Genomic DNA, 22,242 nt, shown 5'->3' with positions numbered 1-22,242 from the left:
CGGAACGGGGCACGCGGGAGCGTCAGAGCAGGAACCCCGCCGGGAACGGATCCGTCGGGTCCAGGAAGTACTGGGCCGTGCCGGTCACCCAGGCCCGGCCGGTGACGGTGGGCACGACGGCGGGCAGGCCGGCGACCTCGGTCTCCTCCACCAGGCGGCCGGTGAAGCCGGTGCCGATGAAGGACTCGTTGACGAAGTCGGTGTCCAGCGGGAGTTCGCCGCGCGCGTGCAGCTGGGCCATCCGCGCGGAGGTGCCGGTGCCGCACGGCGAGCGGTCGAACCAGCCGGGGTGGATGGCCATCGCATGCCGGGAATGCCGGGCGTCGGAGCCGGGGGCGAGCAGCTGGACGTGGTGGCAGCTGTGGATGGACGGGTTGTCCGGGTGGACCGGCCGGTCGGCGCTCGCGTTGACGGCGTCCATCATGGCGAGCCCGGCGTCCAGGATCTCCTGCTTGCGCTCCCGCTCGAAGGGCAGCCCGAACTGTTCCAGCGGCAGGATCGCGTAGAAGTTGCCGCCGTACGCCAGGTCGTAGGTGACGGTCCCGAAGCCGGGCACGTCGACCTTGAGGTCCAGGGCGACGGAGTACGAGGCGACGTTGCGGATGGTCACGGCCTTCGCCGCGCCGTTCTCGACGTGGACGTCGGCAACGACCAGCCCGGCGGGCGTGTCGAGGCGCACGGTGGTGACCGGTTCGACGACCGGCACCATGCCGGTCTCGACCAGGACGGTGGCGACCCCGATGGTGCCGTGGCCGCACATCGGCAGCAGCCCGGAGACCTCGATGTAGAGCACGCCGAAGTCGGCGTCCGGCCGGGTGGGCGGCTGCAGGATCGCGCCGCTCATCGCGGCGTGGCCGCGGGGCTCGTACATCAGCAGGGTGCGGAAGTGGTCGAGGTGCTGCTGGAAGTGGACCCGCCGCTCGGCCATGGTGGCGCCGGGCACGGTGCCGAACCCGCCGGTGATCACCCGGGTCGGCATGCCCTCGGTGTGCGAGTCGACGGCGTGGAAGACGTGACGGCTGCGCATCGCGTGTGCTCCTGGAAGGGTGGGCGGGCCGGCTCCCCCCGGTGAGCCGGCCCTGCGGTCTGGCGTGGTGCCGGTCCGGGTTACTTGTGGCCCTCGGCGATGGCCTTCTCGGTGGCGGCCCGCACGGCGGCGTCGATCTCCGGGACGAGCGGCAGGCGCGGGGCGCGGGTCGGGCCGCCGCGGCGGCCGGCGATGTCCTGGGAGAGCTTGATCGCCTGGACGAACTCGGTCTTGGAGTCCCAGCGCAGCAGCGAGTGCAGCGACTTGTACAGCGGGAGGGCGACCGCGAGGTCACCGGCGACGGCCGCGCGGTACAGCGTGGCGGAGGCCTGCGGCAGCGCGTTCGGGTAGCCGGCGATCCAGCCGACGGCACCGGCGAGGGCGAGCTCCAGCAGGACGTCGTCGGCGCCGATCAGCAGGTCCAGCTCGGGGGCGAGCTCGGCGATCTCGTACGCCCGGCGGACGTCGCCGCTGAACTCCTTGACCGCGACGATGGAGCCCTCGGCGTGCAGCTCGGCGAGGAGCGAGGGGACCAGGTCGACCTTGGTGTCGATCGGGTTGTTGTAGGCCACGATCGGCAGCCCGGCCTGCGCGACCTCGGCGTAGTGCGCGCGGACGGCGGCCCGGTCGGCGCGGTAGGCGTTCGGCGGCAGCAGCAGCACGGAGCCGGCGCCGGCCTCGGCGGCCTGCTCGGCCCACCGGCGGGACTCGGCGCTGCCGTACGCGGCGACGCCGGGCATCACGCGGGCGCCGTCGCCGGCCGCCTCGACGGCGACGGTGACGACCTTGGCGCGCTCCTCCGGGGTGAGGGTCTGGTACTCGCCCAGCGAGCCGTTGGGCACCACGCCGTCGCAGCCGTTGTCGATCAGCCAGCGGACGTGCTCGGCGTACGCGTCGTAGTCCACCGTGAGGTCGTCACGGAACGGAAGCGTGGTGGCGACCATGATGCCGCGCCACGGACGAGTGGGGTCGTGCGCTTCGAGGGACACGGGGGGAACTCCCTTGTAGGTGAGGTGTGACATTTTATAGAAGAGAAGCAGAAGACCACAAGGGTCCCCCGCCGAAAAGCCGCGAAAGGCTCAGGCCGGCGGCTCGGCCAGCTGCGCCAGCGGCACCGGGCAGGACAGCGGACGGCTGTCCGCCCGGCCCCCGGCCCCGCCGGACAGGCAGGCCACGGCCGTGCCGCACATCCGGCCCTGGCACCAGCCCATCCCGGCCCGGGTGAGCAGCTTGACGGTCCGGGCGTCGCCCGCGCCGAGCTCCTCCACGGCCTCCCGGATCCGCGCGACGGGGACCTCCTCGCACCGGCAGACGTCCGTCTCCGGGGTCAGCCAGCCGGTCCAGCCGGCGCCCGGCACGTGCGCCGCGGCCATCAGCTCCGCGAACGCCCGGCGGCGGTCCCGGCGGACCACCGCCCCGCGCGGCGCGGGGCGCCCGGCGACCGCGTACGCGGCCAGCACGCCCTCGGCGAGCGCCAGGTCGGCGCCGCCGACCCCGCAGGTCTCCCCGGCCGCGAACAGCCCGGGCAGGCTGGTGCGCTGCTCGGCGTCGACGGCGAGCGCCACCGCGCCGTCCGGGGTGGTCCTGGTCGCGGCGCCCAGCTCGGTGGCCAGCTCGACCTGCGGGACGAGCCCGTGGCCGACCGCGACCGCGTCGCACGCGATCCGGCGCTCGGTGCCGGGCACCGGCCGCCAGTCCCGGTCCAGCCGGGCCACCGTGACGGCGGTGACCCGGTCGGTGCCGTGCGCCTCCACCACCGCGCTGGACCGGCGCAGCCGGACCCGGTGGCGCAGCAGGCTCGCACCGTGCTGCGCGCCCTCGACCAGCTTCGCCGGGTTGCCCAGCAGGGTGGGCAGGCCCTTGGCGTAGCCGAGGTAGTCGGTGGCCTCCACCACCGCCGGCACCTCGGCGCCGGCGTGCACCAGCGAGGAGGCGGCGGCCAGCAGCAGCGGCCCGCTGCCGGCCACCACGATCCGCCGCCCGGGCAGCACCAGGCCGGACTTCAGCATGGCCTGGGCGCCGCCCGCGGTGACCACCCCGGGCAGCGTCCAGCCGGGGAAGGGCAGCTGCCGCTCGTACGCGCCGGTGGCGAGCAGGACGGCGCCCGCCTCGACGGTGGTGCGGTCGGCGGCCTCCGGGCCGTGCGTGGTGTGCAGCCGCCACACCGGGCCGCACTCGGCGGCCCAGACGTGGTGGCCGGCCAGGTGGTCGACGGCGGCGTGCGCGGCGAGGCGCTCGCGCAGGCCGGCGAAGACCGACCAGCCGTGGTGCAGCCGCTCGGGGCGGGCCGCGCCGAGTTCGGGCGCGGGGTGCCGGTAGTACTGGCCGCCGATCCGCGCCCCGGCGTCGACCAGCGCGACCCGCAGGCCCAGGTCGGCCGCGGTCACCGCGGCCGCCAGCCCGGCCGGCCCGGCCCCGACCACCGCCAGGTCGTACCCCCCGCGCACCCGGCCGGCCGGGCGCTCCTCAGATCGCGAGTTCGGCATGGCCGTGGCCCTCCTGGGTGGTGACGGTGTCGCCGTCCTCGGCGGGTTCCAGGCAGGTGCGCCGGTTGGGCCGGCCGTTGACGGTGGCGAGGCAGTCGAAGCACTGGCCGATGCCGCAGAACGCGCCGCGCGGCCTCCCGCCGTCGCGGGTGGTGCGCCAGGCGAGCACGCCGGCGGCCCACAGCGCGGCGGCGATGGTCTGCCCGGGCAGGGCGGGCACCGGGCGGCCGTCGAAGAGGACGGTGCGGGCGGGCCCGGGCTCCGCGCCGACCAGGTCGATGGGGTTGCGGCCCATGGCGGTCACTCCGTTCCCTTGCTGAAGCGGTCGGCCCGGAAGGGCGTGAGGTCGAGGCCGGGCTCCTTGCCGGTGAGCTGTTCGGCGATCAGCAGTCCGGTGGCGGGGGCGAGGCCGATGCCGGCGCCCTCGTGGCCGCACGCGTGGTACAGCCCGTCGACCCGGGGGTCGGCGCCGATGGCGGGCAGGTGGTCCGGCAGGTACGGGCGGAAGCCGCGGTAGGCGCGCTGCACCGAGACGGTGCGCAGCACCGGGAAGAGCGCGGCGGCCTGGGCGGCGAGCCGGCGCAGCACCTCGGTGGAGAGCGTCCGGTCGAAGCCGACCCGCTCGCGGCTGGCGCCGATCAGTACCGGCCCGGCGGGCGTGCCCTCGACCACGGCGGAGCTCTGCAGGTCGGCGGAGCCGCTGGCGACGTCGGCGACGTAGTCGGCGGCGTACACCTTGCGGCGGACGATCCGCGGCAGCGGCTCGGTGACCAGGACGAAGCCGCGCCGGGGCATCACCGGCAGCTCGACCCCGGCGAGGGCGGCGAGTTCGCCGCCCCAGGTGCCGGCCGCGTTGATCACGGCGGCGGCGGGCAGCTCGCGGCGGGCGGTGCGCACGCCGGTGACGGCGCCGCCGGGGCCGCGCAGCAGGCCGGTGACGGCCTCGCCGAGGAAGCGGTCGGCGCCGGAGGCGCGCAGCAGGTGGGCGGCGGCCAGGGCGGGCTGCACCTGGGCGTCCTGCGGGTAGAGGAAGCCGCCGGCCAGGCCCTCGGCGAGGTGCGGCTCCAGCTCGCGCAGCCGGTCGCCGGGGATCTCCTCGGCGTCGACGCCGACGGTGCGCTGCTCGGCGGCGAAGGCGCGCAGGGCGTCCTGCCCGGCCTCGCCGGAGGCGACCACCAGGCCGCCCTTGGGCTCGTACTCGACCGCCTCGCCGAGGGTGTCGGCGAGTTCGCGCCACAGCCGGGTGGAGTGCAGCGCGAGGTCGAGTTCGGGGCCGGGTTCCTTGTCGGAGACCAGCAGGTTGCCCTCGCCCGCGCCGGTGGTGCCGCCGGCCACCGGGCCGCGGTCGACCACGGCGACCCGCAGGCCGGCCAGGGTGGCGTAGTACGCGCAGGCGGCGCCGACGACACCGGCGCCGATCACCACGACGTCGTGGGGGGATCGCTTGAGCACCTCAGTAATATGTCACATGGCTCAATGCTCTGCCAACCCCGCCCCACCGCGAGCCTTCCCAGGTCAGACGCCCGGGGAACGTCCGGGGCGGGAACACCGGGGCGGGAACGCCGAGGGCCCCGCACCGCCGGGGTGGTCGGCGGTACGGGGCCCGGGTCGGGCGTCGGCGGGATCAGGTGATGTCGTCGTCGATGTGCTCGCGGCGCGCGGCCGGCACCGGGGCGGGCACCTCCGGGGTCGCGGAGGCCTCGATCTCCTCCGCGCCCTCCACACCGTCCACCGACAGGTCCACGTGGGACGCCTCGTCGTCGTCCAGGCCGGCGTCGGGGTTGCGGGCCGCCCTGCGCCTGTCGTTCATCAGCGAGATGCCCACGGCGACGAAGTACAGCGCCCAGATCGGCGCGGCCAGCGCCAGCATCGACAGCGGGTCGGCACTCGGCGTCGCGAACGCGGCGAACACGGTGATGCCCATCACCATGCCGCGCCACCAGCCCAGCAGCCGCTTGCCGGTGAGCACGCCGACGAAGTTCAGCATCACCAGGAACAGCGGCAGCTCGAAGCCCAGGCCGAAGACCAGCACCATCCGGGTGACCAGGTCGAGGTAGGTCTCCACCGGCACGATCGCCTCGACGTCGTCGCCCGCCATACCGGCCAGCACCGCCGCGGTGGTCGGCATGACCAGGTAGGCGAAGGCCGCGCCGGCCAGGAACAGCGGCGTGCCGAAGCCCAGGAAGCTCAGCGAGTAGCGGCGCTCGTGCTTGTGCAGGCCCGGCGCGACAAAGCGCCAGAGCTGGTACAGCCAGACCGGGGTCGCCGCCACCAGGCCGGCCGTGAGGCTGACCTTGAGGACGACGGTGAACGGCGCCAGCAGGCCGATGTTCGCGACCTTGACGCAGCTCTCCAGCCCGGCCGGCTTGCTGCCGTCGGGGAGGCAGCGCGGCAGCGGGTCGGTCAGGAAGTTGATCAGGTGCTTGTTGAAGTAGGCCGCGACGATCGTGAACACCAGGATGGCGAGCACCGACTTCACCACGCGGTTGCGGAGCTCGCGCAGGTGGTCGGCGAGGGCCATCCGACCCTCAGGGTCCTTGTCTGACTTGGACGACTTGGTCAACCCGGGTCCTCGAATCGTGCGGCGGCTTCAGCGGAGCGGCGGTACGGGCTCAGGCGGCGCGGTCGGTACGGGCCGCGCCGGGCGCCGCCTTGACCACCCGGTCCGGTTCCGCCTCGGGCTTCGAGGCGTCGACGAACTCCGAGCGCAGGGCCTTGGTCTCGCTCTTCAGGATGCGCAGCGAGCGGCCCAGCGCCCGCGCGGCGTCGGGCAGGCGCTTGCCGCCGAAGAGCAGCACGGCGAAGAGCACGACCAGAACGATCGCCGTCGGCGAGATCCTCACGGCGGACCACCTCCCTGCGGAGGGACCACTCCCCCGCTTCCGGCGATGGTAGCCGCTGGGGGTGGCCTACCGGGAACCCAGGTCCTTCCGATTTCCCGACCGCTCCCTCGGCAGCCGCCGGGTGAACAGCAGACTGGCCGCCGTGATGGCCGAGCAGGCCAGCACCGCGGACTTCAGCCCCGCGATCTGGGCGCTCTCGTAGTGCTCCAGCAGCGCGGCCGCCTCGGCCGGCGGCAGCCCGGGCTGCGCGGCCAGCGCCGCGGCCACCTGGTCGGACGGGACGAAGGAGATCCCGGCCTCCACCCGGGTCGTGGCCTGCGCGGAGACCGCCGCGGAGATCCGCGGGTCGGCGCCGACCAGCTCGGTCACCGACGTGGCCAGCGCCCCGATCAGCAGCGCGCCGATCAGCGCGGTGCCCACCGAGGAGCCCAGGTTCTGCGCGGTGTACTGCAGGCCGCCGGCCTCGCTGCGGTCCTGCTCCTCGACACCGGACTGCACCACGTTGCCCAGCTGCGAGGCGAGCATCCCGAGGCCCAGCCCGAGCAGCGCCATCGAGCCGGCGAAGGAGGCGCCGTTCAGCTCCGGGCCGATCGTGGTGATCAGCCACAGCGTCGCCGCCAGCAGGACCAGCAGCCCGACCCGGACGATCCGCCGCGGCGAGGCCACCCGCAGCAGCAGCGAGCCCGACATCGAGGCCACCAGCATCGCGATCGACACCGGCAGCAGCTTCAGCCCGGTCTCGAAGGCATCCAGGCCCTGCACCACCTGGAGGTAGAGCGGGATCACGAAGAACAGGCCGAGCAGGATGGTGTTCTGGTTGAACAGCGTCATCAGGCCCGAGCGCAGCACCCCGATCCGGAACAGCCGCACGTGCACCAGCGGGGTCCGCCCCAGGCGCTCCTCGCGCCGCTCGTTGTGGACGAAGGCGTACAGCAGCGCCCCGCCGACCCCGATCACGAACAGCGTCGGTGCGAATCCCAGCACGGTGAAGGGCGGGTTGCGCGGCTGCACCCAGCCCCAGGTGCCGCTCTGCAGCACCGCCAGCACCACCAGCGCCAGCCCGGCCGCGGAGAGCACCACGCCCGGCACGTCCAGCCGTCCGCGCTCGGCGGGCCGCTCCTCGGCCGGGATCCACTTGTTCAGCACCAGGATCAGCACCACCAGCACCACCTCGCCGGCGAACACCAGCCGCCAGGTGAGGTAGGTGGTGACCCAGCCGCCGAGCAGCGGACCGACCGCGATGCCCGCGCCGGCCAGCCCGCCGATCACGCCGTACGCCACCGCCCGGTCCTTGCCCTGGTACGCCCCCGCGACCAGGGCGGCCAGCGCGGGCAGCACCAGGGCCGCGCCGAGTCCCTCGATCACCGACCAGCCGAGGGCCAGCACCCCGACCGTCGGCGCCACCGCGGTCAGCCCGGAGCCGACCGCGTAGACCATCAGCCCGCCGAGGAAGACCCGGCGGCGGCCGAACATGTCGCCGAGCCGGCCGCCGGTCAGCATGAAGGCCGCCATCACCAGGGTGTACAGGGTGATGACGGCCTGGATGGCGGTGACCTCCGTGTCGAAGTCCTCGACCAGCTGGCTGATCGACACGTTCATCACCGAGGCGTCCAGCACCATCAGGAACTGGGCCAGGCCGAGAACGGCCAGCGCCTTCCACCGGTTCACGGGTTCGCTCGCTCTCAGCCGGCCAGGATGCGGGCCTTCTGGGCCGCGAACTCCTCCTCGGAGAGCACGCCCTGGTCCTTCAGGGCGGCCAGGTCCTTCAGCTGGTCGAGCTTCTGGTCCATCGTGGCGGCCTGGGCCGGCGGCGCCGCGGGGGGCGGCGGCGGGGGCGGCGCGTACTGCTGTTGCTGCTGCGCGTACTGCTGCTGCTGGGCGGCCTCCTGGTCGGCCCAGCGGCCGGCCTGGCGGCGCGAGACGCGGTTGGAGACGGCGGTCGCCGTACCCGCGACGACGGCGGTACGGGCGACTCCTCGAAGCAGTCCCATGACGAATCCTTCCTCGGTCGGGGTGCGGTGGCTCAGGCCTCGGTCTCCAGGGCGTCCAGGGCGTCGACGACGTCCTGGACCGGGATCCGGCCACTGGCGATCAGACGGGCGCCGGCGCGGCGCATCGCGGCGGCGAACGGGGCCGCCCAGAGGTTCTCGTAGACCAGGATGGCGGCCGAGTCGCCGGGGTTGAGCAGGCCGCCCGCGTTCGACACGTCCTCCTGGTCCAGCAGACCGGAGGCCGCGCCCTCGAAGAGGGTCAGGTCGAGCTTGCCGTCGCCGTCGATGTCGGCCAGCTCCATGCCGCTCAGCGAGCCGTCCTCCTCCTTGTGGACGAAGGACAGGTCGAGGATGCGAATGATGCCGCGCTCGACCAGGTCGACCAGGATCGGCATGCCCTCACCGGTCAGCCTGCTGCCGGGGAATTCCACGATCACGTAGTCGATGGGGCCCGGCTCGTCCGTCTCGCCGGGCTCGTTCGCTGCACTGCTCACGACGGCTCCCAGGGGTCCGCCCCGGCCGGGGCGGCACGGGGCACGACACCAGCCTGGGCGGGCGGGCCCGGTGCGGCCACCGGGGGGAGGGGCCGTTAGCCCATCAGGTCACGGCTGGCCGCCGCGAGGGTGCGGGAGGCGGTGTCGACCTCGCGGGCGAGCGTGCGGACGTCCAGCCACAGGCGGCAGGCGAGGACGCCCAGCACCAGCAGGCCGGCAGTGGTGAGCAGGACGGCGGCGGTCAGGATCCAGGTCATGGTGGGCCCGACCCTATCCGTCCACCGGCAGCAGCCGCATGGTGCGCACGCCCGCGTCGGTCAGCGCCGTCACGATCTTCTCCCCGGCCGGCTTGCGCACGGCCGCCCCGCACTCCGGGCAGGTGAAGCTGTAGAAGGTGCGCTCCTTGGTGGCGCCGAGCGCCAGCCGGAACGCCTCCACCGGGAGCTCCACCTTGACCCGGCACTGCGAGCAGTACACCTGGAATCTGAGGCCCTCCGTCACGCGGTCGCGGCCCCGTCCCGGTAGTGCTCCAGCGCGGCGCGCGCGGCGGCGCGGGCCTGCTCGGCGAGCAGCGCCGGGGAGACGATCCGGCCGTCGCGGCCGAGCCGCAGGGCGAGCGGCCGCAGCCCCGAGGGGTCGGCGCTGCGCAGGGTGATCCGCAGGCCGCCGTCGGGCAGCTCCTCGGCCTTGTCGTGGGTGTAGTACTCGGCGACCCAGCGGCCGCCGGGGCCGACCTCGACGACCACCTCGGGGTCGTCGGCGGACGGGTTGACCAGGCCGGCGGACAGGTCGCGGGGCTGCAGCCGCGGCGGGTTGGCGGGCTCGTCGAGCACCTTGATCTCGGCGACCCGGTCGAGCCGGAAGGTCCGCCGGTCCTCGGAGGTGCGGCACCAGCCCTCGAGGTAGGTGTGGCCCTCGGTGACCAGCCGGATCGGGTCGACCAGGCGCTCGGTCATGCCGCCGCGCCCGTGCGACCAGTAGCGCAGCCAGATCAGCCGACCCTCGCTGAGCGCGCGGTCGATGTCGGCGAAGACCTGGCCCTCGGCCTCGAAGGTGACGCCGACCCGGGCGGAGGACTCGGCGCTCTCCCCCGCGGCGTCCTCGATCTTGGCGACGGCGCGGGTGAGCGCCTGCCGGTCGCGCTCGCGCAGGCCGGGCAGGCCGGCCACGGCGCGGGCCGCCACCAGCAGGGCGGTGGCCTCGTCGGCGGCGAGGCGCAGCGGCTGGGCCACGTCGTCGACGTTGTGCCACCAGATCCGCTCGCCGTCGGTGTCGATGTCGAGCAGGTCGCCGCCGCGGAAGCTGGTGCCGCACATCGGCAGCACGTTGAGGTCGCCGATCAGCTCGCGCTCGGTGATGCCGAAGGCGCGGGCCACCTCGGCCACCTCGGCGCCGGGCCGCTCGCGCAGGTAGGTGACCAGCGAGAGCATCCGCCGGGTCTGGTCGATCGCATTGCTCATCGGTGGGTCACTCCCCCTGGGAAACGCCGGCGACGGCGCGCAGCCGGTCGATCACGTCGGCCCGCAGGTCGTCGGGGCCGATCACGATCACGTCGGGTCCGAACTCGGCCAGGTCGGCGCCCAGGCCGTTGCCGTACGGGATCTCCAGCTCGTCCCACTGCTCGTCGACGGGGGTCGAGCTCAGCGCGCGGGTGGAGAGCGGGAAGGCGGCGCCGCGGCGCAGCCGGACGGTCGCGGTGCCGGTCGCGCCCTCGCCGGCGAAGCGGGCGACGTAGGCGCGGACGTCCACGTGCTCGGGGACGGTGCCGGTGAAGGTGCCGGCCCGGGAGCGGACCTTGCCGGTGATCCGGGAGAGCCGGAAGACCCGGGCGTCGGCCCGGTCGCGGTCCCAGCCGGCCAGGTACCAGTGGCCGCGCCAGCACTCCAGCGCCCAGGGCTCGACGGAGCGCAGCTCCGGGGTGGCGGCGCCGGCCTTGCGGTAGTCGAAGGTGACCGGGCGGCGCTCGCGGGCGGCGGTGAGCAGCGGCTCGAAGGCGGCCTCGCGGGCCGGGATGCGCGGCTCCAGGGCGGTGTGGCCCTGCTCCTCGGTGAACGGGACGCCGGCGGCGCGCAGCTTCTGCAGGGCGCCGCTGGCGGCGCCGGACATCTTGGCCTGCTGCCAGACCCGGGCGGCCAGCGTGAGCGCGGCGGCCTCCTCGGCGTCCAGCGCGATCTCGGGCAGCCGGTTGCGGTCGCGGCGGGCCAGGTAGCCGATCTCGCCGTCCAGCGCGTTCTCGTCGACGTCGATGACCAGGCCGAGTTCGCGCAGGTCGTCCTTGTCCCGTTCGAACATCCGGTTGAAGGCGTCCTCGCTGCCCTGCTGCCAGGCCTCGCGGTACGCCTCGATCGACTCGCGCAGCTCCTTCTTGGAGAGCGGCCGACGGGTGTTCATCAGGCACAGGGCGAGGTTCATCAGCCGCTCGGCCTTGCCGATCGCCATCGCGGTCCCTTCCTGGGAATCTTGGTGACCCGCCGACCGTACCGGTACCGGCACTCGGAGTAAAAGCCGAGCCCCCCGGGGCCGAGGGGCACCGGGGGGCTCGGACGGAGGCAGGCTCAGACGCCCAGCAGGTCCACGACGAAGATCAGCGTGGAGCCGGCCGGGATGAGCGGGCTCGGCGACTGGTTGCCGTAGGCCAGGTGCGGCGGAATGATCAGCTCGCGCCGACCGCCGACGCGCATGCCCTCGACGCCCTGGTCCCAGCCCTTGATGACCCGGCCGCCGCCCAGCGGGAAGCGGAAGGTCTGGCCGCGGTTCCAGGAGGCGTCGAACTCCTCCCCGGACGCGAAGGTGACACCCACGTAGTGGACCTCGACCACGGCACCGGCCTTGGCCTCGGCACCGTCGCCGACCACGATGTCACGGATCTGAAGCTCCGCCGGGGCGTCGCCGCCCGGGAAGTCGATCTCCGGCTTGGTAAGGCTCACGATGAAACTCTTCTCGTTCGGTGATGCAAACGTGACGGAACCGATCCTATTGGTCGGCGGCGCCGACGCCCGCATCCAGGATGTCGATCACGAACACCAGGGTCGAGTTGGCCGGGATGCCACCGGTCGCCTGGTCCTTGTAGGCCAGCGCGGCGGGGATGACCAGCTCGATCCGGCTGCCCACGGTCTGCCCGGTGACGCCCTTGTCCCAACCCTCGATGACGCCGCCGCCACCGGTGACGAAGCTGAACGCCTGGCCGCGGTCGAGCGAGGAGTCGAACTTCTTGCCGTCGGCGTAGAGCGCGCCGGTGTACTGCACCAGCACCTTCTCGCCCGAGCCGATCTTGCGGCCCTTGCCCTGGATCAGCACGTGGGACTTGAGCTCGGTCACCGCGGGGGTGCCGGGGACCGGGGTGATGTCGGCCGGCTTGTTGCCGTTGTCCTTGACCTTCGGCATGTCGGCCGGCGGGGCCGTCATGTCACCGCTGAGCACCGCGCCGGGCGCGTTGGCGTTGCGGACGTCCAGGACGAACACCAGGGTGTCCTTCGGGCCGACGCCCATCTCCTGGCTGCCCTGCGGGCCGAAGGCGGCGGCCGGCGGGGCCACCACCAGCAGGCGGCTGCCCGCCTTGTGGCCGGTCACCACCTTGTCGAGGGCGGCGATCAGCTTGCCGGAGTCGGCCTGGAACAGCTGCGGCTTGCCGCCGTCGCCGTACGAGCCCTCGATCTCCTTGCCGGTGTTCCAGTTCAGCGCCGTGAAGTCGGCGGTGACCCAGGTGCCCTTCTCGACCTTGGTGCCGCTGCCCGCGCTCAGCTCCTTGACCACGAAGTCGCCGCCGGCGGCCTCCTTGGGCACGGTGATGGTCGCCTTGGTCCCGAAGTCGCCGGTGACCGTGGGCAGCACCTTGGCGTTGTCCTTGATCGGCGGGACGGCCTCCTCGGTGGGGGCCTGCGAGCTCGGCGCGGCGGCCGGCTTGGCGGCGGGCTTCCCGTCGTCCTTGTTGACCATGTACAGCGTGATGCCGGAACCGACCAGCAGCACGGCCAGCACGGTGCCGAGAATCACACCCAGACGGCCCACCCCGGGCGGGTTCTCGTCGTAGCCGGCCTCGGAGATCTCCTGGCGGCGCTGGGTCGACGCGAACACCTGCGGCGGCGCGTCCTTCTGCTCGGCGGAGGCCTGGCCCTGCGGCGGGACCTGGCCCCAGCCGGCCTGCGGCGTCACCAGGGACTGCGGGACGACGATCGACTCGCCGTCCCCGGCCCGGAGGCCGCCCGTGAGGTCGGCCTCGCCCGGGCTCGACGGTTTCTCAGACATGACTCCCCAATTCATCTCGCCCGACGGGACCTGCACGCGGTGCGGCGGTGCGCAAGTATGTCAGGTCGGTCTGAGAGGACCTACACCGCTTCCAGGATGTCGATCACGAAGACCAGGGTGGAGTTGGCCGGGATCGACCCGCTGGCCTGGTCCCCGTAGCCGAGCGACGGCGGTACGACCAACTCGACCCGGCTGCCCACGGTCTGGCCGACCAGTCCCTGGTCCCAGCCCTTGATCAGGCTTCCGGTGCCGACCTGCAGCGCCTGCGCGCCGCCGTGGTTCCAGGACGAGTCGAACTGCTTGCCGTCCGCCCAGGTGACGCCGGTGTACTGGACCACCAGCTGCTGGCCGGCCTTCACCTCCTTGCCGTCGCCCTTGATCAGCACGTACGTCTGCAGCTCGGTGGGCGGGGCCTGGCCGGCCGGGATCGTGATGGTGGGCGCGGCCTTCCCGTTGTCCTTCACCTGCGGGGCGGTGGGCGGCGGCTCGGTCATCGTGCCGGAGAGGGTGGAGTCCTGCGGGACCGACTGCATCAGGTCCAGCACGAAGACCACGGTGTCGTCCTTGCCGACGTTCAGCGCGCTGGAGCCCTGGCTGCCGAAGCCGGCGGCCGGCGGGGCCACCACCAGCAGCCGGCTGCCGACCTTCTTGCCGACCACGCTCTGGTCGAAGGCGGGCACCAGCTGGCCGTTCCCGGCCTGGTACAGCTGCGGCTTGCCGCCGGAGTCGTAGGAGCTGGCCAGGTCCTTGCCGGTGGTCCAGTCCTTGGCGGTGTAGTTGACGGTCACCCAGTCGCCCTTGGCGACCGTGGCGCCGTCGCCCTCGCTGACCGTGCTGACCACGAACTGGCCGCTGGGCTGCCCCTCGGGCAGGTTGATCGTCGCCTTGGTCCCGAAGTTCCCGGTGACCGTCGGCATCGGCGAGGCCGAGGCCACCGGGCTCGGCACCTCGGCGGCGGTCGGCGTGCCCGACGGGCTGGCCCCGGAGGAGCCACTGGATCCGCTGCTGCACGCGGCAAGCAGCACGGCAAGGGGGACGACCAGCAGGCCGGCGATTCGACGCATGGTCGTCAGCGTATGGCCCGGGTCGTCCCCCTTGCCGGAGGCACCGCCGTCGCGCGGCTACATACCCGCGATCAGCTTCTCCACCCGCTCGTCCACCGAGCGGAACGGGTCCTTGCACAGCACGGTGCGCTGCGCCTGGTCGTTGAGCTTGAGGTGCACCCAGTCGACGGTGAAGTCGCGGCGCTGCTCCTGCGCCCGGCGGATGAAGTCGCCGCGCAGCCGGGCCCGGGTGGTCTGCGGGGGCACCGACTTGGCCTGGAAGGTCTTCAGGTCGGTGGAGACCCGCTGGGCCTGGCCCTTGTTCTGGAGCAGGTAGAACAGGCCGCGGCGGCGGTGGATGTCGTGGTAGGCGAGGTCGATCTGGGCGACCCGCGGGTTGGACATGGTCATCTGGTGCTTGTCGCGGTACCGCTCGATCAGCCGGTACTTCATGATCCAGTCGATCTCGTCGCCGACCCGGGCCAGGTCCTCGGTGCGGACCGCCTCCAGGGTGCGGCCCCACAGGTCGAGGACGCGGGCGATGGTGCCGGTGTTGATGCCCTTGCGCTCGGCGAACTCCAGCGCCTTGGAGTAGTACTCCTCCTGGATGTCCAGCGCGCTGGCCTCCCGGCCGTTGGCGAGGCGGACCTGGTGGGTGCCGGTCAGGTCGTGGCTGACCTCGCGGATCGCCCGGATCGGGTTCTCCAGGGTGAGGTCGCGCATCACCACGCCGGCCTCGATCAGGCGCAGCACCAGGTCGGTGGCGCCGACCTTGAGCAGGGTGGTGGTCTCCGACATGTTGGAGTCGCCGACGATGACGTGCAGGCGCCGGTAGCGCTCGGCGTCGGCGTGCGGCTCGTCCCGGGTGTTGATGATCGGCCGGGAGCGGGTGGTGGCGGAGCTGACGCCCTCCCAGATGTGCTCGGCCCGCTGGCTGACGCAGTAGACCGCGCCGCGCGGGGTCTGCAGCACCTTGCCGGCGCCGCAGATCAGCTGGCGGGTGACCAGGAACGGGATCAGCACGTCGGCCAGCCGGGAGAACTCGCCGTGCCGGGCGACCAGGTAGTTCTCGTGGCAGCCGTAGGAGTTGCCGGCCGAGTCGGTGTTGTTCTTGAACAGGTAGACGTCGCCGGCGATGCCCTCCTCGTGCAGCCGCCGCTCGGCGTCGACCAGCAGGCCCTCGAGGATCCGCTCGCCGGCCTTGTCGTGGGTGACCAGCTCGGTGACGTCGTCGCACTCGGGGGTGGCGTACTCGGGGTGGGAGCCCACGTCCAGGTAGAGGCGGGCGCCGTTCTTCAGGAAGACGTTGCTGCTGCGGCCCCAGGAGACCACGCGGCGGAAGAGGTACCGGGCCACCTCGTCCGGGGACAGCCGGCGCTGCCCCCGGAACGTGCACGTGACGCCGTACTCGTTCTCCAGGCCGAAAATTCGGCGATCCATATGGCACCTCTTCCCTGCTCGTCGAGGTACTGCACGTGCTGCTGCACGGTGTTACTCGGAGTCGTCGGCCGCCTGGTCCTCGGTGGCCGCCGTCTCGTCCCCGCTGAGCAGCCGCTCCAGCTGGCTGCCCAGGATGCGCTTGAACTTCCGCTGCTGGAAGCGCTGGCGGTCGAGCACCGCCACCTCCAGCTGGTTCGGCGTGAGGGTCCGGGCGGCGCCGCCGTTCGGGTCCCGGGCGAGGCCGTCCACCGCGATCCGCAGCGCCTCGGCGAGGCCGAGGCCGCCCCGGTGGCGCTGCCCGAGGTAGCTGCCGATCGAGTCGGAGCTGCCGCCGATCGCGACGTAGTTCTTCTCGTCGACGACCGAGCCGTCCGGGGTGAGCCGGTAGATCTGGTCGTCCTCGCCGGTGCGGCCGACCTCGGCGACGACCAGCTCCACCTCGTACGGCTTCTCGCCGACCGAGGAGAAGATGGTGCCGAGGGTCTGCGCGTACACGTTGGCCAGGCCCCGGGCGGTGACGTCGGCCCGGTCGTAGGAGTAGCCGCGCAGGTCGGCGTAGCGGACGCCGCCGATGCGCAGGTTCTCGAACTCGTTGTAGCGGCCGACCGCCGCGAAGGCGATCTTGTCGTAGATCTCGGAGACCTTGTGCAGGGCCCGCGAGGTGTTCTCCGCGACGAACACGATGCCGTCGGCGTAGGTGAGCACGACCACGCTGCGGCCGCGGGCGATGCCCTTGCGGGCGTACTCCGCGCGGTCCGCCATGGCCTGCTGGGGCGAGACGTAGAACGGTGTCGACACCGGGGTTCGTCCCTTCTCTTCGGTAGTGGCGGACTAGAGGAGCGGGGCCTGCGGGCCGTTGGGGTGCTCGCGGCGCTGGTCGGTGATGGAGACGGCGATCTCCGAGACCCGGTCCTCGGAGAGGCGCTCGAAGCCGTCCTCGGTGATCACCGAGACGATCGGGAAGATCTTGCGGGCGAGGTCCGGCCCGCCGGTGGCGGAGTCGTCGTCGGCCGCGTCGTAGAGGGCCTGGACGGCCAGGGTGGCGGCCTGCTGCGCGGACAGGTCGTCGCGGTACAGCTTCTTCATCGAACCGCGGGCGAAGACCGAGCCGGAGCCGGTGGCGGCGAAGCCGCGCTCCTCGGAGCGGCCGCCGGTGACGTCGTAGGTGAAGATCCGGCCCCGGCCGAGGTCCAGGTCGTACCCCGCGAAGATCGGCACCACGGCGAGGCCCTGCATGGCCATCGCCAGGTTGGAGCGGATCATCGTGGTGAGTCGGTTGGCCTTGCCCTCCAGCGAGAGCACGGTGCCCTCGATCTTCTCGTAGTGCTCCAGCTCCAGCTGGAACAGGCGGACCATCTCGACCGCGAGGCCAGCGGTGCCGGCGATGCCGACCGCGCTGTACTCGTCGGCCGGGAAGACCTTCTCGATGTCGCGCTGGGCGATCACGTTGCCCATGGTGGCCCGGCGGTCACCGGCGATCACCACGCCGCCGTCGAACACCGCGGAGACGATGGTGGTGCCGTGCGGCGCCTCCACCGTCATGCCCTCGGGGAGGGTGCGGCGGCCGGGCAGCAGCTCCGGCTGGTGGGCGGAGAGGAAGTCGAGGAACGACGAGGACCCGGGGGTCAGGAAGGCAGCCGGCAGACGCCCGGTGCCGGTGAGGTTGGCTTCCACACGTGTCCTTCCAGGTTGAAGATCACTACTGATGACCCGGACCCTACCCGGTTCGCGGGCGCGACCAACGCGGTGGAGAGAAGATCGTGCCGCGGGCGCGACGAGCACGCCCGCGGCCCGGCCGGAAGGGGGATTCTCCCCCCTCCTACTCGCCGCCCTTCTGCACGAATCCGCGGACGAAATCCTCCGCATTGGATTCCAGGACCTCGTCGATTTCGTCCAGGACGGCGTCCACGTCGTCGTTGAGCTTTTCCTGGCGCTCCTTGAGTTCGTCGGAGGCCTGCGTCTCCGCAGCCTGCTCCTCGACCTCCTCGGAAGAGCGGTTGGCCCGCTGCTGGCCACCGCCGGTGTCCTTACCAGCCATTTCCCTCACCCCGCTCAATCGGTGTTCTCGTTCAACGTTCCGCGCTCACCCGGATGATTCCCATTTCGGGAACGTTCACCCCAGGTGATCGAAAAGTTACCCTCCGGACAGCACCCGGACCAGATCCTCGGCCGTGCGGCACCGGTCCAGCAACTCCTTTACGTGCTCCTTGGTGCCGCGCAGCGGCTCCATCGTGGGAACGCGCTGGAGGCTGTCCCGGCCGGGCAGGTCGAAGATCACGGAGTCCCAGGAGGCCGCCGCGACATGGTCCGCGTACTGCTCCAGGCAGCGGCCGCGGAAGTACGCCCGGGTGTCCTCCGGAGGCTTGCCCACGGCCCGGTCGACCTCGTCCTCGGTCAGCAGCCGCTCGAACCGGCCGCGCGCCACCAGACGGTTGTACAGCCCCTTGTCGGGGCGCACGTCGCTGTACTGCAGGTCGACCAGCTGCAGCCGGGGGCTGTCCCAGTCCAGCCCGTCGCGCTGGCGGTAGCCCTCCAGGATCTCCTTCTTGGCCACCCAGTCCAGCTCCCGGGACAGGCTCATCGGGTCGCGCTCCAGGCGGCCCAGCACGTCCTCCCAGCGGGCCAGCACGTCGACGGTCTGCTCGTCGGCGTCGTCGCCGTAGCGGTCCTCCACGTACTTGCGGGCCAGCTCGCAGTACTCCATCTGGAGCTGCACCGCGGTCAGCTTGCGGCCGCTGCGCAGCTGGATCAGCTGGGTCAGCGCGTGGTCGTGGGAGACCCGGTGCAGGGTGCGCACCGGCTGGTCGACGGCCAGGTCGACGGCGATGAAGCCGTCCTCGATCATCGCCAGCACCAGCGAGGTGGTGCCGAGCTTGAGGTAGGTGGAGATCTCGGAGAGGTTGGCGTCCCCGATGATCACGTGCAGCCGGCGGTACTTCTCGGCGTCGGCATGCGGCTCGTCGCGGGTGTTGATGATCGGTCGCTTGAGGGTGGTCTCCAGGCCGACCTCGACCTCGAAGTAGTCCGCCCGCTGGCTCAGCTGGAAGCCGTCCGCGCCGCCCTCCTGGCCGATGCCGACCCGGCCGGCGCCGGTGACCACCTGGCGGCAGACGAAGAACGGCGTGAGGTGGCGGACGATGTCGGCGAACGGCGTCGCCCGCTTCATCAGGTAGTTCTCGTGGGTGCCGTACGAGGCGCCCTTGTTGTCGGTGTTGTTCTTGTAGAGGTGGATCCGCTGGCCGTTGGGCAGTTCCAGGGCGCGCTGCGCCGCCTCGGCCATGATCCGCTCGCCGGCCTTGTCCCAGAGCACGGCGTCGCGCGGGTTGGTGACCTCGGGCGAGCTGTACTCGGGGTGGGCGTGGTCCACGTAGAACCGGGCCCCGTTGGTGAGGATGACATTGGCCAGGCCGATGTCCTCGTCGGTGAGCTGGCTGGCGTCCGCCACCTCGCGGGCCAGGTCGAAGCCCCGGGCGTCGCGCAGCGGATTCTCCTCCTCGAAGTCCCAGCGGGCCCGGCGGGCCCGGTGCATCGCCGCCGCGTAGGCGTTGACGATCTGGGACGAGGTGAGCATGGCGTTGGCGTTCGGGTGGCCCGGTACGGAGATGCCGTACTCGGTCTCGATCCCCATCACGCGCCGTACGGTCATGCGGCCCTCCTTGCCCGTGTGGACGGAACCTTGAGACGCGCCGTGGGGGGGGGGGGGGGGGCCCCCCCCCCGCACGGAGGTCGGCGTCGCAACTACAGGTACTGTCCGGTGTTGGCGACGGTGTCGATGGAGCGGCCGGACTCGGCGCCCTGCTTCCCGGTGACCAGCGTGCGGATGAAGACGATCCGCTCGCCCTTCTTGCCGGAGATCCGGGCCCAGTCGTCCGGGTTGGTGGTGTTGGGGAGGTCCTCGTTCTCCTTGAACTCGTCGACGCAGGCGGCGAGCAGGTGGGAGACGCGCAGGCCGCGCTGGCCGTGGTCGAGGAAGTCCTTGATGGCCATCTTCTTCGCCCGGTCCACGATGTTCTGGATCATCGCGCCGGAGTTGAAGTCCTTGAAGTACAGGACTTCCTTGTCACCGTTGGCGTAGGTGACCTCCAGGAAGCGGTTGTCCTCGGTCTCCGAGTACATCCGCTCGACCACCGACTGGATCATCGCGGCGACGGTGCCCGGCACCGACCCGTCGTGCTCCTTCAGGTCGTCCGCGTGGAACGGCAGCGAGCCCTTCAGGTACTTGGAGAAGATGTCCTTGGCCGCCTCGGCGTCCGGCCGCTCGATCTTGATCTTGACGTCCAGGCGGCCGGGCCGCAGGATCGCCGGGTCGATCATGTCCTCGCGGTTGGAGGCGCCGATGACGATGACGTTCTCCAGGCCCTCCACACCGTCGATCTCGGCCAGCAGCTGCGGGACGATGGTGTTCTCCACGTCCGAGCTGACACCCGAGCCGCGGGTGCGGAACAGCGACTCCATCTCGTCGAAGAAGACGATGACGGGCGTGCCCTCGCTCGCCTTCTCCCGGGCCCGCTGGAAGACCAGGCGGATCTGCCGCTCGGTCTCGCCCACGTACTTGTTGAGCAGCTCGGGGCCCTTGATGTTGAGGAAGTAGCTCTTGCCCTGCGGGCGGCCGGTGACCTCGGCGACCTTCTTGGCCAGCGAGTTCGCGACCGCCTTGGCGATCAGCGTCTTGCCGCAGCCGGGCGGGCCGTAGAGCAGCACGCCCTTGGGCGGGCGCAGCTCGTACTCCTTGAAGAGGTCGGCGTGCAGGTACGGCAGCTCGACCGCGTCCCGGATCTGCTCGATCTGGGTGCCGAGGCCGCCGATCTGCCGGTAGTCGATGTCCGGGACCTCCTCGAGGACCAGCTCCTCGACCTCGGACTTCGGGACCACCTCGTACACGTAGCCGGACCGCGGCTCCAGCAGCAGTGCGTCGCCGGGGCGCAGGGTGAGGGCGCGCAGCGGCTCGGCGAGCCGGACCACCCGCTCCTCGTCGGTGTGCCCGGTCACCAGCGCGCGCTCGCCGTCCTCGAGGACCTCCTTGAGGGTGACGATGTCGCCGATGGACTCGAACTCCATCGCCTCGACCACGTTCAGCGCCTCGTTGAGCATGACTTCCTGGCCTCGGCGCAGGTCGTCGAGCTCGACGCTCGGGCTGACGTTGACACGGAGCTTGCGGCCGCCGGTGAAGATGTCGGCGGTGCCGTCCTCGTTGGCGGTGAGGAAGGTGCCGAACCCGGCGGGCGGCTGGGCGAGCCGGTCCACCTCCTCCTTGAGGGCCACGATCTGGTCGCGGGCCTCGCGCAGGGTGGCGGCGAGCCTCTCGTTCTGGGCGGTGACACCGGCCAGGTTGGTCTGGAGCTCGACGATCCGCTCCTCGAGAACCCTCGAGCTGCGGGGCGATTCCGCGAGCTTGCGCCGCAGCACGGCGATCTCCTGCTCGAGGTACGAGACCTGCGCGGCCTCGTCGGAACCACGAGCCGGCCTGCCGGGGCTGCGGTTGTAGTCGTCATCGTGGGCTGCCACGGTCCTCACCTCCTCCTGGGGGAGCTGGACGACCCAAACCTACCTGGGACCAGGGTCGTGTAAACCCCTAGATCAGAAAGATGGATCAGGCGTGTCCGATCTTCGCCCTTGAGTGCTTCCCCTCTGGTACTGGAGATGCCCACCGCCCGGAGGTTCAATGCAGGCCGGATGTATCGTGACAGGAATGTCCCCGAAACCGGGGCATCGGTGAGCAGAACGGCAGGGGCAATGGCGGGGACGGGCGAGGCGCTCGAGGTGTGGATCGACCAGGACCTGTGCACCGGCGACGGCATCTGCGCGCAGTACGCGCCGGACGTCTTCGAGCTGGACATCGACGGCCTGGCGTACGTGAAGGGCGAGGACGACGAGCTGCGCCAGCAGCCGGGCGAGACCGCGCCGGTGCCGTTGACGCTGCTTCAGGACGTGGTGGACTCCGCCAAGGAGTGCCCGGGCGACTGCATCCACGTGCGCCGGGTCGCGGACGGCGTCGAGGTGTACGGCCCCGACGCCGAGTAGCGAGCGGGCGTCAGACCTGACCGACGGCGGCCTTCGCGGTGGAGCGCACCCACTGGCCGTCCTTCTCCGCCCAGTTGAGCTGCAGGTCCAGGTCGGGGGCGAAACGCGGCACGTCGTCCGAGGAGTAGCCCTTGGCCCGGGCGCGGACGGTGCCGTCGCTGCGTATCGCCAGCTGGGTGACGGTCAGGTTCTCGGTGTCCTCGACCAGGGTGGCCGCGACCTGAGGCTTCCCGGGGCCGTTCACCAGCAGGTAGACCGCGTCCGGCGGGGTGCCCAGGTCGGCCTGGCAGTGCGCGGCGACCACGGTGATCGGGCCCTTGCCCAGGTCGGCGCCGGCCTTGAGGCTCACCGCGACCGGGAACGGTCCGCAGTCCAGCGGAAGTTCGGCCTTCGCCGGGTCGGGCGCGGCGACCGGTGCGGGCTTCCCGGAGGGGGCCGCGGGACGGGCGGTGGTCACCGCCCCGGTGGCACTGGTCGCGGCCAGCGCGCCGCCCACCACGGCCGCGCAGCCGGCGGCCACCAGTGCCCAGTGCCGCAGCCCCGGGCGGGCATGGGCGGGAGTCTGCCTCGTCGTCACGTCCTCGGCCACCTCGACCACTGTCTCCACCCGGCCGTCCCTCCCAAGCGCGTGCTGTGAGCGTGCATCCTCGCA

The 22,242-nt window shown here is 72.1% G+C and carries 25 protein-coding genes; 1 reads left to right on the top strand and 24 read right to left on the bottom strand.

Annotated elements, in window-relative coordinates; all coding sequences use genetic code 11:
- Positions 1-22 precede the first annotated feature (22 nt).
- From ACGFX4_RS27910 to arc, 23 genes are all read right to left on the bottom strand, one after another.
- On the bottom strand, positions 23-1,027 hold the full coding sequence (locus ACGFX4_RS27910) for a proline racemase family protein (protein ID WP_393079828.1): 1,005 nt from the start codon (positions 1,025-1,027) through the stop codon (positions 23-25).
- Positions 1,028-1,107: 80 nt separating this feature from the next.
- The gene (locus tag ACGFX4_RS27905; protein WP_393079927.1) at positions 1,108-1,971 is read right to left on the bottom strand and encodes a dihydrodipicolinate synthase family protein; all 864 of its coding nucleotides are present in this window, start codon (positions 1,969-1,971) and stop codon (positions 1,108-1,110) included.
- Between the two features lie 135 nt (positions 1,972-2,106).
- Positions 2,107-3,513: an FAD-dependent oxidoreductase gene (locus ACGFX4_RS27900; RefSeq protein WP_393079825.1), complete on the bottom strand. Its 1,407-nt coding sequence runs from the start codon at positions 3,511-3,513 to the stop codon at positions 2,107-2,109.
- The gene (locus ACGFX4_RS27895) at positions 3,494-3,808 is read right to left on the bottom strand and encodes a (2Fe-2S)-binding protein (RefSeq protein ID WP_345700099.1); all 315 of its coding nucleotides are present in this window, start codon (positions 3,806-3,808) and stop codon (positions 3,494-3,496) included. Before ACGFX4_RS27895 ends, ACGFX4_RS27900 begins: the two co-directional genes overlap by 20 nt.
- A gap of 5 nt (positions 3,809-3,813) precedes the next feature.
- Complete coding sequence (locus ACGFX4_RS27890) at positions 3,814-4,965, bottom strand: NAD(P)/FAD-dependent oxidoreductase (protein WP_393079822.1); 1,152 nt, start codon at positions 4,963-4,965, stop codon at positions 3,814-3,816.
- A 172-nt stretch (positions 4,966-5,137) separates the two neighbouring features.
- Entirely contained in the window at positions 5,138-6,034 is an 897-nt protein-coding gene (gene tatC, locus ACGFX4_RS27885; RefSeq protein ID WP_393079819.1) for a twin-arginine translocase subunit TatC, read from the bottom strand.
- Between the two features lie 91 nt (positions 6,035-6,125).
- The gene (tatA, locus tag ACGFX4_RS27880) at positions 6,126-6,356 is read right to left on the bottom strand and encodes a Sec-independent protein translocase subunit TatA (protein ID WP_393079816.1); all 231 of its coding nucleotides are present in this window, start codon (positions 6,354-6,356) and stop codon (positions 6,126-6,128) included.
- Positions 6,357-6,422: 66 nt separating this feature from the next.
- Positions 6,423-8,024 (bottom strand): MFS transporter, encoded by a 1,602-nt coding sequence (locus tag ACGFX4_RS27875; RefSeq protein ID WP_393079813.1) that lies wholly within the window; start codon positions 8,022-8,024, stop codon positions 6,423-6,425.
- Between the two features lie 14 nt (positions 8,025-8,038).
- Positions 8,039-8,347 carry an SHOCT domain-containing protein gene (locus ACGFX4_RS27870; RefSeq protein ID WP_393079811.1) on the bottom strand — a complete coding sequence of 103 codons (309 nt, stop codon included), beginning with the start codon at positions 8,345-8,347 and terminating at the stop codon, positions 8,039-8,041.
- 32 nt (positions 8,348-8,379) lie between these two features.
- Complete coding sequence (locus ACGFX4_RS27865) at positions 8,380-8,841, bottom strand: DUF6325 family protein (RefSeq protein WP_393079809.1); 462 nt, start codon at positions 8,839-8,841, stop codon at positions 8,380-8,382.
- 95 nt (positions 8,842-8,936) lie between these two features.
- Positions 8,937-9,098 carry a hypothetical protein gene (locus tag ACGFX4_RS27860; RefSeq protein ID WP_393079807.1) on the bottom strand — a complete coding sequence of 54 codons (162 nt, stop codon included), beginning with the start codon at positions 9,096-9,098 and terminating at the stop codon, positions 8,937-8,939.
- Positions 9,099-9,111: 13 nt separating this feature from the next.
- Positions 9,112-9,342, bottom strand: a complete 231-nt coding sequence (locus ACGFX4_RS27855; RefSeq protein WP_345700092.1) for a hypothetical protein — start codon at positions 9,340-9,342, stop codon at positions 9,112-9,114.
- Positions 9,339-10,301 (bottom strand): helix-turn-helix transcriptional regulator, encoded by a 963-nt coding sequence (locus ACGFX4_RS27850; protein WP_393079805.1) that lies wholly within the window; start codon positions 10,299-10,301, stop codon positions 9,339-9,341. The genes ACGFX4_RS27855 and ACGFX4_RS27850 overlap by 4 nt, the downstream gene beginning before the upstream one ends.
- Positions 10,302-10,308: 7 nt before the next feature.
- The gene (locus tag ACGFX4_RS27845) at positions 10,309-11,280 is read right to left on the bottom strand and encodes a helix-turn-helix transcriptional regulator (RefSeq protein WP_393079803.1); all 972 of its coding nucleotides are present in this window, start codon (positions 11,278-11,280) and stop codon (positions 10,309-10,311) included.
- Positions 11,281-11,396: 116 nt separating this feature from the next.
- The gene (locus ACGFX4_RS27840) at positions 11,397-11,768 is read right to left on the bottom strand and encodes an FKBP-type peptidyl-prolyl cis-trans isomerase (RefSeq protein ID WP_393079800.1); all 372 of its coding nucleotides are present in this window, start codon (positions 11,766-11,768) and stop codon (positions 11,397-11,399) included.
- Between the two features lie 46 nt (positions 11,769-11,814).
- Positions 11,815-13,086, bottom strand: a complete 1,272-nt coding sequence (locus ACGFX4_RS27835) for an FKBP-type peptidyl-prolyl cis-trans isomerase (RefSeq protein ID WP_393079797.1) — start codon at positions 13,084-13,086, stop codon at positions 11,815-11,817.
- Positions 13,087-13,166: 80 nt separating this feature from the next.
- Entirely contained in the window at positions 13,167-14,150 is a 984-nt protein-coding gene (locus ACGFX4_RS27830; protein ID WP_393079794.1) for an FKBP-type peptidyl-prolyl cis-trans isomerase, read from the bottom strand.
- A 57-nt stretch (positions 14,151-14,207) separates the two neighbouring features.
- The gene (gene pafA / locus ACGFX4_RS27825) at positions 14,208-15,569 is read right to left on the bottom strand and encodes a Pup--protein ligase (RefSeq protein ID WP_345700086.1); all 1,362 of its coding nucleotides are present in this window, start codon (positions 15,567-15,569) and stop codon (positions 14,208-14,210) included.
- Positions 15,570-15,620: 51 nt separating this feature from the next.
- Positions 15,621-16,367 carry a proteasome subunit alpha gene (gene prcA / locus ACGFX4_RS27820; RefSeq protein ID WP_393079791.1) on the bottom strand — a complete coding sequence of 249 codons (747 nt, stop codon included), beginning with the start codon at positions 16,365-16,367 and terminating at the stop codon, positions 15,621-15,623.
- A 33-nt stretch (positions 16,368-16,400) separates the two neighbouring features.
- Entirely contained in the window at positions 16,401-17,243 is an 843-nt protein-coding gene (gene prcB / locus ACGFX4_RS27815) for a proteasome subunit beta (protein ID WP_393079788.1), read from the bottom strand.
- 145 nt (positions 17,244-17,388) lie between these two features.
- A complete protein-coding gene (locus tag ACGFX4_RS27810) occupies positions 17,389-17,607 on the bottom strand; it encodes a ubiquitin-like protein Pup (RefSeq protein WP_393079786.1) in 219 nt (72 codons plus the stop codon).
- A gap of 96 nt (positions 17,608-17,703) precedes the next feature.
- Positions 17,704-19,215: a depupylase/deamidase Dop gene (dop, locus tag ACGFX4_RS27805; RefSeq protein WP_393079783.1), complete on the bottom strand. Its 1,512-nt coding sequence runs from the start codon at positions 19,213-19,215 to the stop codon at positions 17,704-17,706.
- Positions 19,216-19,307: 92 nt separating this feature from the next.
- Entirely contained in the window at positions 19,308-21,074 is a 1,767-nt protein-coding gene (gene arc / locus ACGFX4_RS27800; protein ID WP_393079780.1) for a proteasome ATPase, read from the bottom strand.
- Positions 21,075-21,302: 228 nt separating this feature from the next.
- Between arc and ACGFX4_RS27795 the strand changes: the two genes are divergently transcribed.
- Positions 21,303-21,590 (top strand): ferredoxin, encoded by a 288-nt coding sequence (locus tag ACGFX4_RS27795; RefSeq protein ID WP_393079777.1) that lies wholly within the window; start codon positions 21,303-21,305, stop codon positions 21,588-21,590.
- A gap of 10 nt (positions 21,591-21,600) precedes the next feature.
- On the opposite strand, the gene ACGFX4_RS27790 is transcribed toward ACGFX4_RS27795, so the two are convergent.
- On the bottom strand, positions 21,601-22,197 hold the full coding sequence (locus ACGFX4_RS27790; protein WP_393079775.1) for a hypothetical protein: 597 nt from the start codon (positions 22,195-22,197) through the stop codon (positions 21,601-21,603).
- Positions 22,198-22,242 lie beyond the last annotated feature (45 nt).

Source organism: Kitasatospora sp. NPDC048365 (assembly GCF_043200835.1).
Classification (GTDB): Bacteria; Actinomycetota; Actinomycetes; order Streptomycetales; family Streptomycetaceae; genus Kitasatospora; species Kitasatospora terrestris.
This window is presented reverse-complemented; position numbering and strand designations above follow the sequence as displayed.

What these genes read in the sequence shown, in the direction of transcription:
- ACGFX4_RS27910 (WP_393079828.1), bottom strand. Translation starts at nt 1,027, where the DNA reads ATGCGCAGCCGTCACGTCTTCCACGCCGTCGACTCGCACACCGAGGGC.
- ACGFX4_RS27905 (WP_393079927.1), bottom strand. Translation starts at nt 1,971, where the DNA reads ATGGTCGCCACCACGCTTCCGTTCCGTGACGACCTCACGGTGGACTAC.
- ACGFX4_RS27900 (WP_393079825.1), bottom strand. Translation starts at nt 3,513, where the DNA reads ATGCCGAACTCGCGATCTGAGGAGCGCCCGGCCGGCCGGGTGCGCGGG.
- ACGFX4_RS27895 (WP_345700099.1), bottom strand. Translation starts at nt 3,808, where the DNA reads ATGGGCCGCAACCCCATCGACCTGGTCGGCGCGGAGCCCGGGCCCGCC.
- tatC (WP_393079819.1), bottom strand. Translation starts at nt 6,034, where the DNA reads ATGGCCCTCGCCGACCACCTGCGCGAGCTCCGCAACCGCGTGGTGAAG.
- ACGFX4_RS27870 (WP_393079811.1), bottom strand. Translation starts at nt 8,347, where the DNA reads ATGGGACTGCTTCGAGGAGTCGCCCGTACCGCCGTCGTCGCGGGTACG.
- ACGFX4_RS27860 (WP_393079807.1), bottom strand. Translation starts at nt 9,098, where the DNA reads ATGACCTGGATCCTGACCGCCGCCGTCCTGCTCACCACTGCCGGCCTG.
- ACGFX4_RS27850 (WP_393079805.1), bottom strand. Translation starts at nt 10,301, where the DNA reads ATGAGCAATGCGATCGACCAGACCCGGCGGATGCTCTCGCTGGTCACC.
- ACGFX4_RS27845 (WP_393079803.1), bottom strand. Translation starts at nt 11,280, where the DNA reads ATGGCGATCGGCAAGGCCGAGCGGCTGATGAACCTCGCCCTGTGCCTG.
- ACGFX4_RS27835 (WP_393079797.1), bottom strand. Translation starts at nt 13,086, where the DNA reads ATGTCTGAGAAACCGTCGAGCCCGGGCGAGGCCGACCTCACGGGCGGC.
- ACGFX4_RS27830 (WP_393079794.1), bottom strand. Translation starts at nt 14,150, where the DNA reads ATGCGTCGAATCGCCGGCCTGCTGGTCGTCCCCCTTGCCGTGCTGCTT.
- pafA (WP_345700086.1), bottom strand. Translation starts at nt 15,569, where the DNA reads ATGGATCGCCGAATTTTCGGCCTGGAGAACGAGTACGGCGTCACGTGC.
- ACGFX4_RS27810 (WP_393079786.1), bottom strand. Translation starts at nt 17,607, where the DNA reads ATGGCTGGTAAGGACACCGGCGGTGGCCAGCAGCGGGCCAACCGCTCT.
- dop (WP_393079783.1), bottom strand. Translation starts at nt 19,215, where the DNA reads ATGACCGTACGGCGCGTGATGGGGATCGAGACCGAGTACGGCATCTCC.
- ACGFX4_RS27795 (WP_393079777.1), top strand. Translation starts at nt 21,303, where the DNA reads ATGGCGGGGACGGGCGAGGCGCTCGAGGTGTGGATCGACCAGGACCTG.